The sequence below is a fragment of the Desulfofundulus sp. JL263-se genome, assembly GCF_056316025.1.
This window is the reverse complement of the sequence record NZ_CM149993.1, coordinates 375846-392149: the sequence shown is the minus strand read 5'-3', so window position 1 is coordinate 392149 and position 16304 is coordinate 375846. Positions and strand designations below refer to the sequence as shown.

The following is a 16304-nucleotide window of genomic DNA, read 5'->3' as shown; positions in this document are numbered from 1 at the left end:
AGCAGCGAAGGAGAACACCATGAACGTGGTGATGATTGTCATCAATAACTTCACCAATGACGCCCGGGTTGACAGGGCAGCCTCAGCCCTGGCCCAGGGGGGATATTCCGTTACTGTTTTGGCTTTAAAGGACGAAAACACTCCCCGTGAGGAAACCATAAACGGCTACCGGGTGGAGCGCATTAAGGTGGGCTTAAGGGGCTTACCTAAAAAATCCATATTTCAACTGGTTAAATATGTGGAATTTATCATTAAGGCCTATCGCCGCGCCGCGGCATTAAAGCCCCGCATTATTCATGCCCACGATCTGAATGCCCTGCCCCCTGCCTACCGGGCGGCCAAAAAAACGGGGGCGAAACTCATATATGATTCCCACGAACTGGCCCTGGAACGAAACGCCATGCAGCGGCGCCCCGCATGGGAAAAACGGGCGTGGGAAAAGATAGAAGAATACATTATAAAAAAGTGCGACGGGATTATTACAGCAAGCCCCGGAATCGCCAAAGAATTAGCGAGGCGGTACAACATTGAGGAGCCCCGGGTAATAATGAATTGCCCGGCTTATAAAAAAATACCCCGCCGGAATCTAATCAGGGAAAAACTGGGGCTGGCCCGGGAAGACACTATTATCCTGTACCAAGGCATTATTGCCCCCAACAGGGGCCTGGAACAATTAATAGCAGCCTGCAGGCATCTTCCCCCGCGGTACAAGGTGGCAATTTTAGGCACTGACTCCGGCCACCGGAGAACTCTGGAAAAAATGGCCGTTAAATTAGGGCTCCGGGCAAGGGTATTCTTTTTGGGCTCCGTGCCCGTGGAGCAAGTCCTGGATTACGTTGCCTCGGCGGACCTGGGAACCTGCCTGGTAAATCCCGAAGTGCTGAGCCATAAATTAACTCTGCCCAACAAGCTGTTTGAATGTATGGCCGCCGGAATACCTTTGATCACCAGCGAGCCGTACGGGGAATTGGTGGAAAACGCAGGCTGCGGCAGGGCCTGCAACTCCCGCGACCCCAGCGCCATTGCCTCTGCTATTGAAGATATAATGTCCGACCGGGAAGGATACGAAAAAATGTCGCTAAACGCCATAAAGGCGGCCAAAAATACTTTCAACTGGCAAAATGAATCCCAAAAGCTGCTGCAGCTTTACGCAAAAATATCTAAAAGCGTGGCGAGCCCCTGATGGTTCTGGCCAGAAATATAGCCCTCACCCTGTTCGGCAGGGTATTGAGGATTATTCTTCGCCTTTTGAGCGGCATAATTACCGCCCGCGTCCTGGGGCCCGCAGACCTGGGGAAATATAACCTGCTGCAGCTAATCCCCGGGCTGGCCGCCAACCTGGCCAACCTGGGCATAAATTCTTCCACGGTTTATTTTTACGGCAAAGGTAAATATAAGCTGGAAGAGCTGGCCTCGAACGTACTGGCTTTGGGTGCAGGCCTGGGCTTGTTTCTGGCTTTGCTGCTAACATGCTCTTCCGGCTGTTTAATTCACCTCCTGCCCGCCGGTATTGATGTAAATCTACTTAGATTGATAGTTTTCGCCATTCCCTTTCAATTAACAGCGGCGTATCTCATATCATTACTGCAGGCTCAAAATCTTATACCCAGGTATAATCTGTATTACTCGTTAACTTCCGCGGCCAATTTTATATTCGTTATTTTATTTTTACTTGGCCTGAATTCGGGGCTGCCGGGGAGGGTGTGGGCCTATATAACCGGCAGTGCTGCCGGCGCCTTGATTACCGGGTGGGGCATTAAAACACTGTTTAAAAAAGGTACTCCCATTGATATGCAGCTCATCCTCAACCTGGTTAAATTCGGCTGGGTTATAAACCTTACCGCGGTAATACAATTTTTGAATTACCGGCTGGATATACTTTTGGTCAGTTATTTTTGTCCCCCCGCCGACATAGGATATTACGCGGTGGCCGTTACCCTGGCCGAATTCCTGTGGTACCTGCCCAATTCCATCGGAGTGGTTATATTTCCCATTTCATCTTCAGCAAAAGGGGATTCCAAATACCTGATAGCCTCTGCCTGTCGGCACAATCTTTTACTTATACTTACGGGAGCGGTATTTGTATGCTTAACCGGGGAAGCCCTCATTAAAATTATGTTTTCCGAAGCATACCTGCCGTCCCGCGAGCCTTTGATTTATTTGCTGCCGGGAATAGTATCCTTCAGCCTGCACAAGGTCCTTTCCCCGGACCTTACCGCCAGGGGCAGGCAAGCAGTGGTTACGGTAATAGCCTTTATAGCTTTTATTTGTAATTTAAGCCTGAACTTGCTGCTGATCCCCCACTACGGCATCAAAGGGGCGGCCCTGGCTTCATCAATATCCTATTCGGCGGCAGCACTGATTATGGTGGACTATTATATCAAGACTTTTAACTTGCAAGCTAAAGACCTGTTAATTATTAAAAAGAAAGACCTGCAGTCCCTTCGGCAAAAATTACTTTCCGGAGGACAAATTTTGAGCCCGGTTAACTTCATTAGCCCGGGGTTATTCATTAAAAGAAGTATAGATATTATCGTAAGCCTTTTGTTACTGATTCTGCTCTGGCCCTTTTTAATCCTTATTGCCGCCGCCGTAGTGCTGGAAACCGGGTGGCCCCCCGTTTTCGTGCAAACCCGGGCCGGCCGGTACGGAAGACCGTTCAAGATATATAAATTCAGAACCATGACCAGAGATGCTGACAGGTTTGACGAGTATATGGTGGCCGATGAATCGGACCCCCGCATTACCAGGGTAGGAAGATTTCTCAGGTCTAAAAGCCTGGATGAACTTCCCCAGTTAATTAATGTTTTAAAGGGGGAGATGAGTCTTATCGGGCCCCGGCCCACCTTGCTCTACCAGGTTAAGCGCTACAACCGGCGGCAGAGAAAAAGGCTTGATATGAAGCCCGGCATGACCGGATGGGCCCAGGTCAACGGAAGAAACAGCTTAAGCTGGCGGGAAAGGATTGAAATGGACATATGGTATGTAGAAAATTTCTCCCTCAAATTAGACCTGTATATAGCCTGGAAAACCATAATCGTCCTTTTAAGCAGGAGAGAAAGCACCATCAACCCCCTGGAAGACGAATTCGCCCGCCCGGACGTACAGGATGAGCAGAAACATAAAAATTAATTAGACAGGATTTACAGGATTTATAGGATTAAAATATTTTAATTAGCCATCCAGGTTTTCTGCAGCTTAATATTTTCTATACCCTGTCTCATCCCGTTAATCCCGTCTAAAAAATACAAATTAATAGACAATTAAAATGTTTTAATATTCCGTTAGCTATCAAGATTTTTTATCTAATTTAATATTTTTATATCCTGTTTATCCTGTTAATCCTGTCTAAAAAATATAAATTAATAGACAGGATTTACAGGATTAAGATATTTTAATTAGCCATTCAGGTTTTCTGCAGCTTAATATTTTCTATATCCTGTTTCATCCTGTTAATCCCGTCTAATTATTTTTTAAAAATATTTTTATCATCCCGTTCTATCCTGTTAATCCTGTCTAACTATTATTTTTTAAAACAAAGGAGCCGGTAGAGAAATGAACATCTATGGTAAAAAAGTAACACTGCGGGCCCTGGAAATGCGGGATATGCCCCGCCTGGCAAAGTGGCACAACGACCCGGAAACCGCCAATTTCCTTTTAGGCTGGTCATTCCCCATTTCCCGTTACGAACAAATTGAATGGTATAAAAAAAGCGTGAAAGATCCCCAGACCAAAAGGTTTGCCATTGACGACGAAAAGGGTAATTTTATCGGCATAATAGGCCTCTGGAACATTAATTGGAAAGACAGGGAAGCCTCCGTGGGCATATTGCTGGGTGAAAAGAATTACCGGGGAAAGGGCTACGGCACAGACGCCATGAAGACTTTAATGGACTACGCCTTCAAAGAACTCCAAATGCACCGCCTCAGCGGCGAAATTCTGGCCTACAATGAAGCATCAAAGAAATTTACCAGTAACCTGGGCTGGCAGCAGGAAGGCATTGCCAGGAAGAAGGTTTTCCGCAGCGGTAAATATCACGACGTTGTAATGGTGGCGGTGCTGGAAGAAGATTATTTTAAAATTGGGTAGATAATGACAAAGTGGGAGATAGGCGGTGAATTTCACCTGTCACCGCAAATTTTTTACAGCCCTGACCAGGTAGATTTCAAAAATTACTATGATTTAAAGCCCGGACATTACATCTTTTTCAACGGCGGGCGGAGCGCCATCCGCTACTGCCTGCAGTTAATCACCCGTTATCGTCCCGGAGGAACTTTTCTCCTGCCCTCTTATCTCTGCGAAACCATACTGCCCCCTTTCAAGGAATTAGGCTTGAACTTTAAATTTTACCGGGTTAAAGAAAACCTGGATATAGACCTGGACGATTTGCACGCCAGAATTAAAGGTAACATTCGCGGCGTTTTTTTCATCCATTATTTCGGTTTTCTCCAGCCTTTGGAAGTTATAAATTACCTGCAGGAGCTTATCGCCCGGGAGATGTGCGTAATTGAAGACATCACCCAATCCCAATTGACAAGGTATAAAAATAAGTTCCCCGGTTATTGGGGAAGCTTCAGCGTTTCAAGTTTCCGCAAGTTCATTCCCATTCCCGACGGGGGCCTTTTAATTTCCCGCAAGAAATTACCCCCGCCGGAAAACCTGCCCGGCGGGTACGACAGCTTTTCCGCGCTGCGCCTAGCCGCCATGATTTTAAAGGATTTGTATATAAGAAAACATTTACAAATAAAAAAACGGTTTCTGCAAATGTTCCTGGAGGCAGAAAAATATTACGACTCACAAGCCCGCCCCAGGTTAATGAGCAGCCTCTCTTTGAACCTGCTGCACAAAATAAACTGGGAAAGAATAATCATAAAGCGAAGGGCCAATTTTAATACCCTCCTTGAACATACCAGAAATTCACCCCATTTTTCCCCGCTATATGATTCCTTGCCAGGAGGGGTATGTCCCCTGGGCTTTCCCGTGATAGTAAGCCGCTCCCGCGATCACCTGAAAAAATACTTGATCGCGCATAACATCTACCCTCCCGTCCACTGGGAGCTGCCCCGGTGCATACCACCTGTTTTTACTGATTCCTTCAAGCTGTCCTCCAAAATACTGACCATACCTTGCGACCAGAGATATTTCAGGGAAGATATGCTGAAAGCAGCCGGAATACTAACCCGTTATCCAGGAGGCTAAAATGTTTGAGCTGCTAACTTTAAAAGATGCTTCCCGCTGGCAAGAAATTGTTTGTTCCCTGCCCCGCTGGGATATTCATTATTTGCCCCAGTATTCCTGGCTGTTCTCCCAAAGGGGAGAGGGTGCCCCGCACTTGCTGGTGGTTGAAAAAAACGGAAAAACAGCGCTATTTCCTTTCCTGCTGCGAAGGATAAATGATTTACCGCATATCAAAAGCGCTCTTTCCGACGAGCTTTTTGATATTATTTCACCTTACGGGCTGGGGGGCCCCCTGACAAGTACCCGGGACAAGGAACTTTTAAGTTACTTTTGGGAAGTCTTCCACCGGTACTGCCGGGAAAACAATGTTGTATCGGCATTCATCCGGTTCCATCCCCTGGAGGAGAACCACATTTATTATCCTGCCAAAAATCACTTGTTCAGTGCCGGGGAAATTGTCTACGTAGACCTGGAACTGGAAGAAGGGGAAATCTGGAAGGGGTACAAGCGCAGTAACCGCTGGAGCATAAAAAAGGCTCTGCGCAGTAACGTTAAAGTCGTTATTGAAGATACGCCGGAACACTTCGATGAATTCTTGAACATTTACTACCATACCATGAAAAGAAATAAGAGCAGTAAATACTATTATTTCGAGCAGGACTTCTTCGACCGAATTCACAAACACCTTAAGGGACATTATGTTTACGCCCACGCCATCGCAGGCAGTGAAATCATCTCCAGCGAGCTCCTGCTCTTCAACTCCTGCTATATTCACTCTTTTCTCCTGGGAACATATGAAAGTTATTTCTCCCTGCGCCCCAACAACCTTCTAAAACACCAAATCATACTTTGGGCAAAGCAAAAGGGAATTCAAAAATTCATTTTAGGCGGCGGCCAAAGTTACCGCGACGGCATATTTAAATTTAAACATTCTTTTTCCCCCAGCGGCGTCAAAAACTTTGTAGTTGCCAAAATAGTAATAAACCAGGAGGCCTACCGGTCTTTATTAATTGACTGGGAGTTAAATAAAAGAAGCGAACTGTATTTCCCTGTTTACCGGCTGTAAGTTGCGGGCAAGCTGTCCCCAGGTGCTTTGCGCCGGCAGGCCGGCAAATTCCAAAAACAGGCATAGCTGCCTGTTTTTTTTATTTTTCTTATAGAGGGATTATGGGAATTTTGTCGAAATTTGTAGAAGCACAAAAAAAATTACATCACAGTAAAAGGGAGGAATTCTGTGTTTAAAAACCTGAAGTGGACAAGCCTTTTATTAGTAGTTTTGCTCACAGTTAGCCTTTTATTTCCCGTAGCGGCACCAGCTACCACCATACAGGGGACGGATCTGCAGGAACTGCGCCAGGTCTTTGACAGGCACGATGCAGCCGGCAGCGGCGGGAACTGGTACAAAAACGCCAACAACGAAAATGCCACCCTGGCCTGGCATGAAAGCAGGGTTCTTGAATCCTACCTGCGCATGTTTGAGGCCACTTCGGATACCTATTACCTGGACAAGTTTATCGACCACGCCGACGGCGTCCTTGCCTCCAGGGACAGTGTAAGGGGAGTGAAAGATTACCGCGGGCTCAGCCTGCCCGCCTGGAGGTCCTTGCGCTACAGCCTCGACAAAAAGCCGTATATTGCGGCCGTTCACACGGGAATGATAAGTTACCCCCTGGCCGAGTTCGCCAGGATTGTTAAGAGCCGCCGCCTTGAATCCTACGAGACAAAGGCCGCTGAATACCTGCAGGCCGCCAAGGATGCCGTGGCCGTGCACGACGATGAATGGGTGGAATCCGGCGACAAGGGCTGGTATATCTTCCGCAAGGGCGCCCCTATATGGTGCGACGGGACTAATCTTCCTTTTAACCAGTTTGCTGCAATAGCCAGAACCCAATTAGCTATTTACCTGACTACCGGAGAAACCAAATATTTAAATAGAGTGCAAAAGATGGCCAAAACCATCAAAGATAATTTGATTTACAGGGAAGCAAACGACAGCTATGTGTGGAACTATACCTTCGGGCAGTCCTATACGGGCTGGACGGCCGGCGACAACGTCAGCGTAAACACCCCCGAATATAAGGGCTATAAGTCCGTGGAAGACATCAGCCACGGGGCCATTGAAGCCGCCTTCATGTATGAAGCCTACCAGGCAGGTATAGTTTTCACCGAACAGGACATGCAGCGCACCGGCAATACCATCGAAAAAAATCTCATAAAGCCGGACGGCTCCATAGCCAAATATGTTAACGGGAAAGGCGATGCCGGAAGCCAAACCCAGAAAATATCCCTATACCTGCAATATCACAAGTATGCCCCGTCCCTTATGGATGTAGCCCAAAAAATAAATCACAACGGCAGCTCAGCCACCCTTGAGCTGGCCTTATATATCAAAGCCGCAGCTGAAAAGCAGGGAGTAATTGGTAACCCTGTATTCCCTGACAAGGGGAATGAAACCGCACCGGCTGACAATTCGCCGGCTGGTGACACCGGTAACGACACGGCAAGCGATACCCCTTCACCCGCGCCGGGTGAAATGGTGCTAAACGGCGACTTCAGCCGGGACAAGCTGGGCTGGGGCCCCGGCGGCACCATTGAATCGGCGGGCGGCAACAAGTATATCACCAACGGCTACAACTGGAATGTTTTCCAGGAGCTCAAACTCACCCCGGGTGAAAAGTATACCGTTACCGCCGATACCAAAAAGGGCAGCGCCTCCACCCCGGCCCGCATATCCGTCGGCTTCTACGACAGTTCCGGCAAACTGCTGGATTACGTGCTGATTATGTATAAACACCGGGGCACCGGCTGGGAAAGCATTCCCGCAAAAACCATTACCGTCCCGGCAGGCACCGCAGTCACCAAACTGTTCCTGATGATTAACGGAGGCAGCGGCGTTCACGCCTTTGACAACGTTTCGGTGCGCAGCGCTAACGGGGCGGACCCCGGAGATTCCGGCAGCCCGCCGGCAAACAACACCCCTTCACCTGCGCCGGGTGAAATGGTGCTAAACGGCGACTTCAGCCGGGACAAGCTGGGCTGGGGCCCCGGCGGCACCATTGAATCGGCGGGCGGCAACAAGTATATCACCAACGGCTACAACTGGAATGTTTTCCAGGAGCTCAAACTCACCCCGGGTGAAAAGTATACCGTTACCGCCGATACCAAAAAGGGCAGCGCCTCCACCCCGGCCCGCATATCCGTCGGCTTCTACGACAGTTCCGGCAAACTGCTGGATTACGTGCTGATTATGTATAAACACCGGGGCACCGGCTGGGAAAGCATTCCCGCAAAAACCATTACCGTCCCGGCAGGCACCGCAGTCACCAAACTGTTCCTGATGATTAACGGAGGCAGCGGCGTTCACGCCTTCGACAACGTTTCGGTAAAAAGGGCTTAACTGCCGGTAAGGCCGGCAGGGTGCTTTTAAAAAGCATCCTGCCGGTTTTTTATTTACGGCATCAGGATCACCACCTGGTACTGTAACACTACGCCGGCGTAATTCATATAGATGACAGCAAGGTATTTCCACAGATTTGGGGAAATTTCCCCCAAAACAAGAGCGACTGCTGAACAAAGAAGGGAAGAAATGTGAAACAAAATCCCCTGAACATCCTGATTGTTGCACTGGATTTTAAACCCATGACCGGCGGAATAGCTGAATATACGCACCAAATAGCCCGGCATTTGCAACTGGCGGGCGATAACATAACCGTATTATCCAAAAAGGTAAATAAAGACAGGGAATTTGATTCAACCTGTCCTTACAATGTTACGCGATACGATTACGACGCTGCAAAGTTCAATAAAATTCTGCGTTATTACAATAGTTTTAAAAACATTATGGCCGCAGCCAAAAAGCAACCCGCAGACGTTTTGATCTGCAATGCTGTGGGAAGCGAGTCCCATATATGCTGGCTGGTTTCAAGATTACTAAATATTCCCTATTGCATCTTTACCCACGGCCTGGAAGTAAATAATACCCAGCCGAAAAGAAGTTTCAAGCGGCTGAAAGCTGCTTTAAGACAAACAGTATCGTTAAAATGGGCCGACAGGGTTTTTTGCGTCAGCTCTTTCACCCGAAGGCTGGTAACGGGGCTCGGCGTTTCCTATGACAAGACACAAATTCTCCACCCGGGAATGCAAATCAACTGCACGGCAGAATCTCCAGCCGGAAAGATACTTCCCAGAACAATGCACAATATTGATTTAACCAATAAAAAGATTCTCCTTACAGTAGGAAGGCTCGTGGAAAGAAAAGGTATCGATAAAACCATAGAAGCTTTGCAAATTGTAAAAAACAAAATTTCCGGCATTCTTTATATCATTGCCGGAGACGGCCCGTACCGTCCCGTTTTGGAAAAAATGGCAGGTGATTTGAAGCTTGGAGATAACGTCTTATTTACCGGCTACGTTTCGGAGGAAGATAAGCGCTTCTATTACAGTGTTGCTGATGTATTTGTCATGCCCAACCGGGAACTTGACGACGGTAATGTGGAAGGCTTCGGCATTGTATTTTTAGAAGCTAATTCCTTCGGCAAGCCGGTAATCGGGGGAAAATCAGGGGGGGCAGTCGATGCCATTGTTCACGGAGAAACGGGACTATTAGTGAATCCCGTGGATGTAGAAGAAATTGCATCTGCCATTATTCGCCTTCTTACCAATGAAGACTATGCCAGGCGGCTGGGATTGCAGGGAATGAAAAGAATAGAAAGCCAATTTAACTGGCGAAAGATTATTTCGGAAATGCGCCGGGAATTAAACAGGCTTGTTAAAAAGCAAAGATTTTCTGAAAAATAGTTAAAACCGCAAACTTATTAGGAAATGGTTACTATCGAGGGGGCGGGTATAAACCCGCCCCTATTGTGTTTTCTTCCTCCACCGTTCCGCCGCAGGCGGCATGGAGAGCTACTTTATAAAGAAGCGAATTACTTCAAAACCCTCGGCGTAGGGGGTGTTGGCCTGGGTCCCCCTCATTTTGGCCCATCCCCGGATAAAAGCTTCGCCCGCGTAGGTACGGTGGCTCTGTGACTTGTAACAGGCAACAGCTTCCAATTTTTTGCGCAAATCCCGCTCCGACAGGGCTGCGAAACACCCGGGACGAAACTGTAAATTGTTCCACGGCTCCTCGTATCCCAGAATATTGGCATGTTTAAAGGCCCTTATCCCCTCCATGGCCACCGTCCGGTGATCCTGGTGCAAATCATGGCAGGAAGGCAAAAAAACCGTATCCGGCCCTAAATTCCTTTTCAGGTAAATCATGGTTTCCAGGATTTCCTGCCTGCAGGCGGGGAATTCCCGCACCGGAAAATCATATATTAGCAGGTTGGCCGGTGAAATTCCGAGGACTGAAGTGGCCTGCATTACTTCCTCTTTTAAAATATCCGGCCTGAACCCCCGGGGAACGGATTTCTGGGCAGTGGAAAAAGCTACATAAAATACTTCCTTTTTTTCAGCTATAAATTTTGCAATTGTGCCGCCGCACCCGAACTCCCCGTCATCTGTATGGGGCGCCAGGACAAGTACGCGGTTAATCACTGCCCCCGCCCCCCGTTTCCTTCTCCAGTGACTCCAAAACGGCATCAGCAACCTGTTCTACCTGTTCGGGTGAAAGACACGGGTGAACCGGCAACGATAAAACCTCACGGGACGCCTTTTCCGCTTCGGGAAAGCCTCCCTCGCCGTAGCCCAAATATGCAAGGGCCTCTTGCAGGTGCAAGGGCAGCGGGTAATAAATACCGTAACTTATTCCCCTGGTATCCAGCCCTTTACATACCTGCCAGCGATAAGCGGTTCTGATGGTATAGAGATGATATGTATGGCTGTTATAAGGCCGGACATAGGGGCAAATAATTTTATCTGTTTTAAATCTGCGGTTATAAATTCCGGCATTTTCAGCCCTTTTCTTATTCCAGGCCTCCAGGTGCCTCAGTTTGACACGCAAAACGGCGGCCTGCAGTTCGTCCAGGCGGCTGTTAAAGCCAATTTGGGAATGGTAATATTTTTTTTCGCTGCCGTGCACCCTGAGCTTTTTTATTTTATCCGCCAGCTGCCTGTCACTGGTAACCACCATTCCCCCGTCTCCATAGCCACCCAGATTTTTGGTGGGGAAAAAACTGAAACAGCCTGCATGCCCAAAGGAACCGGCAGGCTTCCCCCTTTGCCTTGCCCCCACGGCCTGGCAGGCATCTTCAATTACGGCCAGCCCGTATCTCCGGGCCACTGCCAGCACGGGCCCCATATCTGCCATCTGGCCGAAAAGGTGAACCGGAATAACGGCAGCGGTCCGGGCGGTAACCCTTTGTTCAAGCAATTTTACATCCAGGTTGAAAGTTTTGGGGTCAATGTCCACAAACACCGGCGTGGCCCCCACCCGGGCTATGGCTTCAGCAGTGGCGAAAAAGGTAAAGGGCGTAGTTATCACCTCGTCTCCCCTGCCGACGCCGCAGGCCAGCAGGGAAAGGACCAGGGCATCGGTGCCGCTGGCAACACCCACTCCGCAGGAAACGTTACAGTAGGCCGCCATTTCTTCTTCAAATAAGGCCACACTGGTACCTAATACATAATTCCCTCCGGCCAGAACTTCCTCAATCGCCTTATTAATTTCATCCTTTATCAAGTTATACTCTCCGGCAAGATCCATTAACGGAATCATAAAATATCCCCCGGAATTAAAATTTCCGCACCGGGCACCCTGCGAATTTCCCGCGCCGGCACCCCCATGACAACCCGGGCGGGATTAGTGTTTTTTGTTACCACACTCCCGGCCGCCACAAAGGTTTCCCCGGCCAAAACAATTCCCGGCAGAAGGACGGCGCCCGCGCCAACCCTGGCCCCCCGTTTGATGTGAGGGCCTTTCTTTAAATCCGAATTACCCCTCCTTCTGCCCATAAAGTTGTCATTGGCAGTGGTAACCATGGGGGCGATAAATACATCGTCTTCTATTACCGTACCGGCAGTTATATACGCCCCGCTCTGTATCTTGACCCGGGAACCGATTTTCACTTTATTTTCCAGGGCAGCCCCCCTGCCAATGATGTTGGAATGACCCACCCGGCAATTCTCCCGGACCGATGCCAGGTCGCCGACCAGACAATTTTCCCCTATACGGCTTCCGGCATAGATCACGGCAAGGACCCCTATTACCGTTCCCCTGCCAATGAATACCGGGGGAAAGTCACTTTCATATTTTACGGTACTGTTGGGCCCCGGGGTCGGCTGCTTGCCTATCACGCTGTTATCACCGATAACAACCCCTTCCTCTATGGTGGTACCCTCCTTAATTACTACCCCGTTTCCCACAACCACACCGGCTCCCAGGGTCACATTTCTTTCTAAAACACAAAAATGGCCGATTTTACAATCCGGGGCCATTTTTACTGTGGGATGAATATAAGCACACATGGACAAAATTTCCATCTCCCTGCTTTTCAAGCTCTTTTTATTTTATTCCGGTTATTATTACAGCGTGACGTAAACTGCCTCATTTGTAACACTATGTCAATCAAATTCATATAGTGATTTCTGAAGTATTCCTTAAAATAATGTTTTCGTAGGAAAATTCCCCCAAATTTTGGAGGAATTTTCCCAAGCCAAGTTCTACTTATTAAAAGATAACGTTTTCGTAGGAAAATTCCCCCAAAACAGGAGTGATTGCCACTGGCTGGCCGTAAAAGACAAAAGCTTCCTGAAATACCCGCGTCAGAACTAAGTGAACAGCAAAGGGCCATCTACGAGTTAGCCCGTAAAAATCTCAGCAACAAGGAAATAGCCGGGAAACTGGGGATTGAGGCCAGAAATGTAGCATTACAGCTGTCCCGAATCAGAAAAAAAGCCAAAGACCTGGGATATACATACAAAATCGAGCCCGGGGCGGAGCATGCCCAAAACACGGGGCTGTCACCCGCCCAGGAATTGAAAGATAAAATAAAAAACGATCCCGGCTTTATCTCCCTTATGTATCAACGTTACGGAACCGGCCAGGAACAAACAAAGGAAAACCGGTTTCAGCTGGCTGCAGCGGGAGGGGCGCAGAGAGAACTTTTTAAAGAAAGGGCGAAACACCTCAAAGCCATAATATACGGGGGCCAAAACAGCGAAAAAAAAATATTGTTGAGATTATCCGGGCAACAGCGCAAGCAACTAAGGCACTTTTTTTCCCAAAATAAAATCACCCCCATACAAACATTCTGGGACGACGAAAGCGCCGTATATAAAGTTACCTGGCAAGAATTCAAGGAGATACAAAGACAATTGGAATTTAAAAAAACAGGCGAAGGGAAAGGATAATTAATGGAAAGGGAAATAGAAAGGGAAATGGAAAAGGAAATTGATTTAAGAGCTTACCTGAGAATCCTCAAAAAATATACGTGGATACTTATTTTAGTACCAATACTCTGCATGGCAACGGCACTTGTATACGCTAAATACTTTGTTACTCCCGAATACAAAGCAACGACAATATTAATGGTTGGAAGAGACTATTCTGATAAGCAGATCGTAGAATATCAGGATATCTTAATTGCCAACCAGCTGATTAATACCTACAGCCAAATACCGTTAAGCCCCAAAATACTTGAAGATCTTATTCAAACTTTTAATTTAAAAATGGATGCGGGAACCGTTAAAAGAAAAATTACCGCTAATCCAATAAAAAACACTCAGCTCATCGAGCTGAGTGTAACCGATACCAGCCCGAGAAGGGCCGCCGGCATGGCCAATCACCTTGCCAATGTCACCATTGATGAAATTACAAGGATAATGCCCTCTAACTTCATAAAAGTACTGGATATTGCCAGGATTCCCCGGTCGCCATGTAAGCCCAACCTGAAAATTTATATTTTTGTATCCGTAATTTTAGGCTTAATGCTGGCCCTGGGAATCATTACCCTGCTTGATTCATTAAATCGAAAACTGTACTCCAGCGAAGACGTTATAAATTACCTTGATTTGCCCACACTGGGTATAATCCCCACTTTAAAAAAATAAGCGGGGGTTTTTTTATGCATAAAAAACTTGTTCCTTTATACAGGCCGCACTCCTTAGAGGCCGAGGCTTACCGAATATTGTCCGCCAACTTAAAATTTTTTAAACCGGATAACCCTCTAAAAACAGTGGTAATCACCAGCCCGGCACCTTCGGAGGGTAAATCCTTAACCGCTGCCAACCTGGCCATAACAATAGCCCAAAACGGCGAAAAGGTCTTGCTTGTGGACGGTGACCTGCGCAATCCCTCATTGCATCAATTGTTTGATATTAACCCGGAACCGGGGCTGACTAATGTTATTTTAGGAAATGTAGAATTACCGGCGGCTGTTTCAGATGTAGAAGTAAAAGGGATGCAAATTTTACCGACCGGCTGTATCCCGCCCAACCCGGCGGAACTACTGGGCTCAAACAAAATGAAAACCCTACTGCTGCAAATGAAAGAATACACTGACTTCGTCATTATCGATACCCCTTCGGCATTACTCACGGCTGATGCGGCTCTTATTGCCGCCGTTACGGACGGCGTATTACTGGTGATTGAAAGCGGCAAAACCCCCATTGAACAGGCGGTAAAAACCAAGGAGATCCTGAATAACGTAAAGGCTAAAATCTTGGGCGTAGTCCTCAATAAGGCGATGAGACCTAAATCAAAGGGTTATTACTACCATTAACGCCCACTATATTGAGCCGGTGATAATATGAAGCGGCAGTTGTTGGCTACCCCTTTGCTGGTTATAAGCGACTTTTGCGCTTTTTCTTTGTGCATTTTAATTGCTTATACAGTAAGGGTTTTAATATTACCTGTTTTAATCCAAACCAGGCTGCAAATAACTTTATTCCATGTGCTGGATTCACTATGGTGGATACCCCTGTTAGGGTGTATTTTTTTTGCCTTCGAAAAGTCGTATACGAAACGCCTTCCCTTTTGGCAAGAGGCCGGTGAGATAGTAAAAACATCCACCCTGACGTTCTCAGTTTCCATATTTATATTGTTTTTGGCCAATTCAGGTGATGCAACTTCACAAAGCCTGGTTATTCTGGCGTGGGCCGCCAGCTTGTTTGTACTACCTGCATTACACTATGCAGGCAAGCTAATATTGGTAAAATTACGCATCTGGATAAGGCCGGTTATCATTGTGGGTGCGGGAGAAACGGGAAAACTCATCATTAACGCCCTTTCCCGCGAGCCCACCATGGGATATATGCCGGTGGGTTTTCTCGACGATGATAAAGAAAAACAATTACACCCTCCCAAACTGCCTTCGGGACAAAAACTGCCGGTTCTGGGAGGCTTTAATGAAGCTGAAACAATAATAGAAAGAACCGGCGTTCATGACGTTATCATAGCAGCCCCCGGACTGCAGGGACAAAAGCTGGTTCAACTGGTTAACAGGCTGCAGCGTAAAGTAAATAGCCTTTTGATAATACCCGATCTCTTCGGTATGGCCATGGAAGGCATAAATGCGCAGTACCTGTTTAATGAACGCACTCTGCTTTTGGGCGTCAAAAATAATCTGAATAATAAATTCAACGTAATTGTAAAAAAAATCTTTGATTTAACGGCAGGGTTGTTAATATTTATTTGCCTGTTGCCGTTAATGTTCGTAATAGCAGTACTCATAAAAATTGATTCCAGGGGCCCGGTAATATTCGCTCACCGGCGAATAGGCAAAAACGGCAGGAAATTTAAGTGTTTGAAATTTCGTACCATGGTCAGCAATGCCCGGGAAGTCCTGGAGGAACTGCTGGAAAAGGATCCAAGGGCCCGGGAGGAATGGCAAAGGGATTTTAAATTAAAAAATGACCCGCGCATTACCCGGGTGGGAAAGTTTTTACGCCAAACAAGCCTGGACGAACTGCCCCAGATATTTAACGTCCTCAAGGGTGACATGAGCCTGGTGGGGCCCAGGCCGATAGTAAAAGATGAAATTGCCAGGTACGGTTCCAAGATCGGTTATTACTATCAAGTTTTACCGGGAATCACTGGCTTATGGCAAGTTAACGGAAGAAACGATGTGGATTATAAAACAAGGGTACAAATTGACACGTGGTACGTTCGCAACTGGTCCCTGTGGCTGGACATTACCCTGCTTATACGTACCGTTGGTGTGGTTCTGGCGCGCAAGGGGGCGTATTAAGTT

At 47.4% G+C, this 16304-nt stretch carries 14 protein-coding genes; 11 read left to right on the top strand and 3 right to left on the bottom strand.

All coding sequences use genetic code 11. The annotated features are described in order from the left end of the window. Window positions 1-19 precede the first annotated feature (19 nt). The 7 genes from ACX4JR_RS01960 to ACX4JR_RS01930 all read left to right on the top strand — a co-directional run bounded on the left by ACX4JR_RS01960 (window position 20) and on the right by ACX4JR_RS01930 (window position 9975). Window positions 20-1183 carry a glycosyltransferase family 4 protein gene (locus ACX4JR_RS01960; RefSeq protein ID WP_476059381.1) on the top strand — a complete coding sequence of 388 codons (1164 nt, stop codon included), beginning with the start codon at window positions 20-22 and terminating at the stop codon, window positions 1181-1183. Further along, window positions 1183-3132 (top strand): sugar transferase, encoded by a 1950-nt coding sequence (locus ACX4JR_RS01955; protein WP_476059380.1) that lies wholly within the window; start codon window positions 1183-1185, stop codon window positions 3130-3132. Before ACX4JR_RS01960 ends, ACX4JR_RS01955 begins: the two co-directional genes overlap by 1 nt. A gap of 423 nt (window positions 3133-3555) precedes the next feature. Beyond that, complete coding sequence (locus tag ACX4JR_RS01950) at window positions 3556-4089, top strand: GNAT family N-acetyltransferase (protein WP_476059379.1); 534 nt, start codon at window positions 3556-3558, stop codon at window positions 4087-4089. A 3-nt stretch (window positions 4090-4092) separates the two neighbouring features. After that, the gene (locus ACX4JR_RS01945) at window positions 4093-5199 is read left to right on the top strand and encodes a DegT/DnrJ/EryC1/StrS family aminotransferase (RefSeq protein ID WP_476059378.1); all 1107 of its coding nucleotides are present in this window, start codon (window positions 4093-4095) and stop codon (window positions 5197-5199) included. A gap of 1 nt (window position 5200) precedes the next feature. Beyond that, window positions 5201-6244, top strand: a complete 1044-nt coding sequence (locus ACX4JR_RS01940) for a lipid II:glycine glycyltransferase FemX (protein WP_476059377.1) — start codon at window positions 5201-5203, stop codon at window positions 6242-6244. 168 nt (window positions 6245-6412) lie between these two features. Then, window positions 6413-8575: a hypothetical protein gene (locus tag ACX4JR_RS01935; protein WP_476059376.1), complete on the top strand. Its 2163-nt coding sequence runs from the start codon at window positions 6413-6415 to the stop codon at window positions 8573-8575. A gap of 191 nt (window positions 8576-8766) precedes the next feature. Further along, window positions 8767-9975, top strand: a complete 1209-nt coding sequence (locus ACX4JR_RS01930; RefSeq protein ID WP_476059375.1) for a glycosyltransferase family 4 protein — start codon at window positions 8767-8769, stop codon at window positions 9973-9975. Window positions 9976-10083: 108 nt separating this feature from the next. On the opposite strand, the gene ACX4JR_RS01925 is transcribed toward ACX4JR_RS01930, so the two are convergent. Genes ACX4JR_RS01925 through ACX4JR_RS01915 form a run of 3 tightly spaced genes read right to left on the bottom strand, consistent with a single transcriptional unit; the run spans window position 10084 to window position 12609 of the window. Continuing rightward, on the bottom strand, window positions 10084-10713 hold the full coding sequence (locus ACX4JR_RS01925; RefSeq protein WP_476059374.1) for a PIG-L deacetylase family protein: 630 nt from the start codon (window positions 10711-10713) through the stop codon (window positions 10084-10086). Then, the gene (locus ACX4JR_RS01920; RefSeq protein ID WP_476059373.1) at window positions 10706-11830 is read right to left on the bottom strand and encodes a DegT/DnrJ/EryC1/StrS family aminotransferase; all 1125 of its coding nucleotides are present in this window, start codon (window positions 11828-11830) and stop codon (window positions 10706-10708) included. The genes ACX4JR_RS01925 and ACX4JR_RS01920 overlap by 8 nt, the downstream gene beginning before the upstream one ends. Further along, a complete protein-coding gene (locus ACX4JR_RS01915) occupies window positions 11827-12609 on the bottom strand; it encodes a DapH/DapD/GlmU-related protein (protein ID WP_476059372.1) in 783 nt (260 codons plus the stop codon). Before ACX4JR_RS01915 ends, ACX4JR_RS01920 begins: the two co-directional genes overlap by 4 nt. A 219-nt stretch (window positions 12610-12828) precedes the next feature. Here ACX4JR_RS01915 and ACX4JR_RS01910 point away from each other — a divergent pair, with 219 nt between their 5' ends. Genes ACX4JR_RS01910 through wbaP form a run of 4 tightly spaced genes read left to right on the top strand, consistent with a single transcriptional unit; the run spans window position 12829 to window position 16301 of the window. Then, window positions 12829-13464 (top strand): sigma factor-like helix-turn-helix DNA-binding protein, encoded by a 636-nt coding sequence (locus tag ACX4JR_RS01910; protein ID WP_476059371.1) that lies wholly within the window; start codon window positions 12829-12831, stop codon window positions 13462-13464. A gap of 3 nt (window positions 13465-13467) precedes the next feature. Then, window positions 13468-14163, top strand: coding sequence for a YveK family protein (locus ACX4JR_RS01905; protein ID WP_476059370.1), 696 nt, complete (start codon window positions 13468-13470; stop codon window positions 14161-14163). Window positions 14164-14177: 14 nt separating this feature from the next. Then, on the top strand, window positions 14178-14834 hold the full coding sequence (locus tag ACX4JR_RS01900) for a CpsD/CapB family tyrosine-protein kinase (RefSeq protein ID WP_476059369.1): 657 nt from the start codon (window positions 14178-14180) through the stop codon (window positions 14832-14834). Between the two features lie 27 nt (window positions 14835-14861). Further along, window positions 14862-16301, top strand: a complete 1440-nt coding sequence (gene wbaP, locus ACX4JR_RS01895; RefSeq protein WP_476059368.1) for an undecaprenyl-phosphate galactose phosphotransferase WbaP — start codon at window positions 14862-14864, stop codon at window positions 16299-16301. Window positions 16302-16304 lie beyond the last annotated feature (3 nt).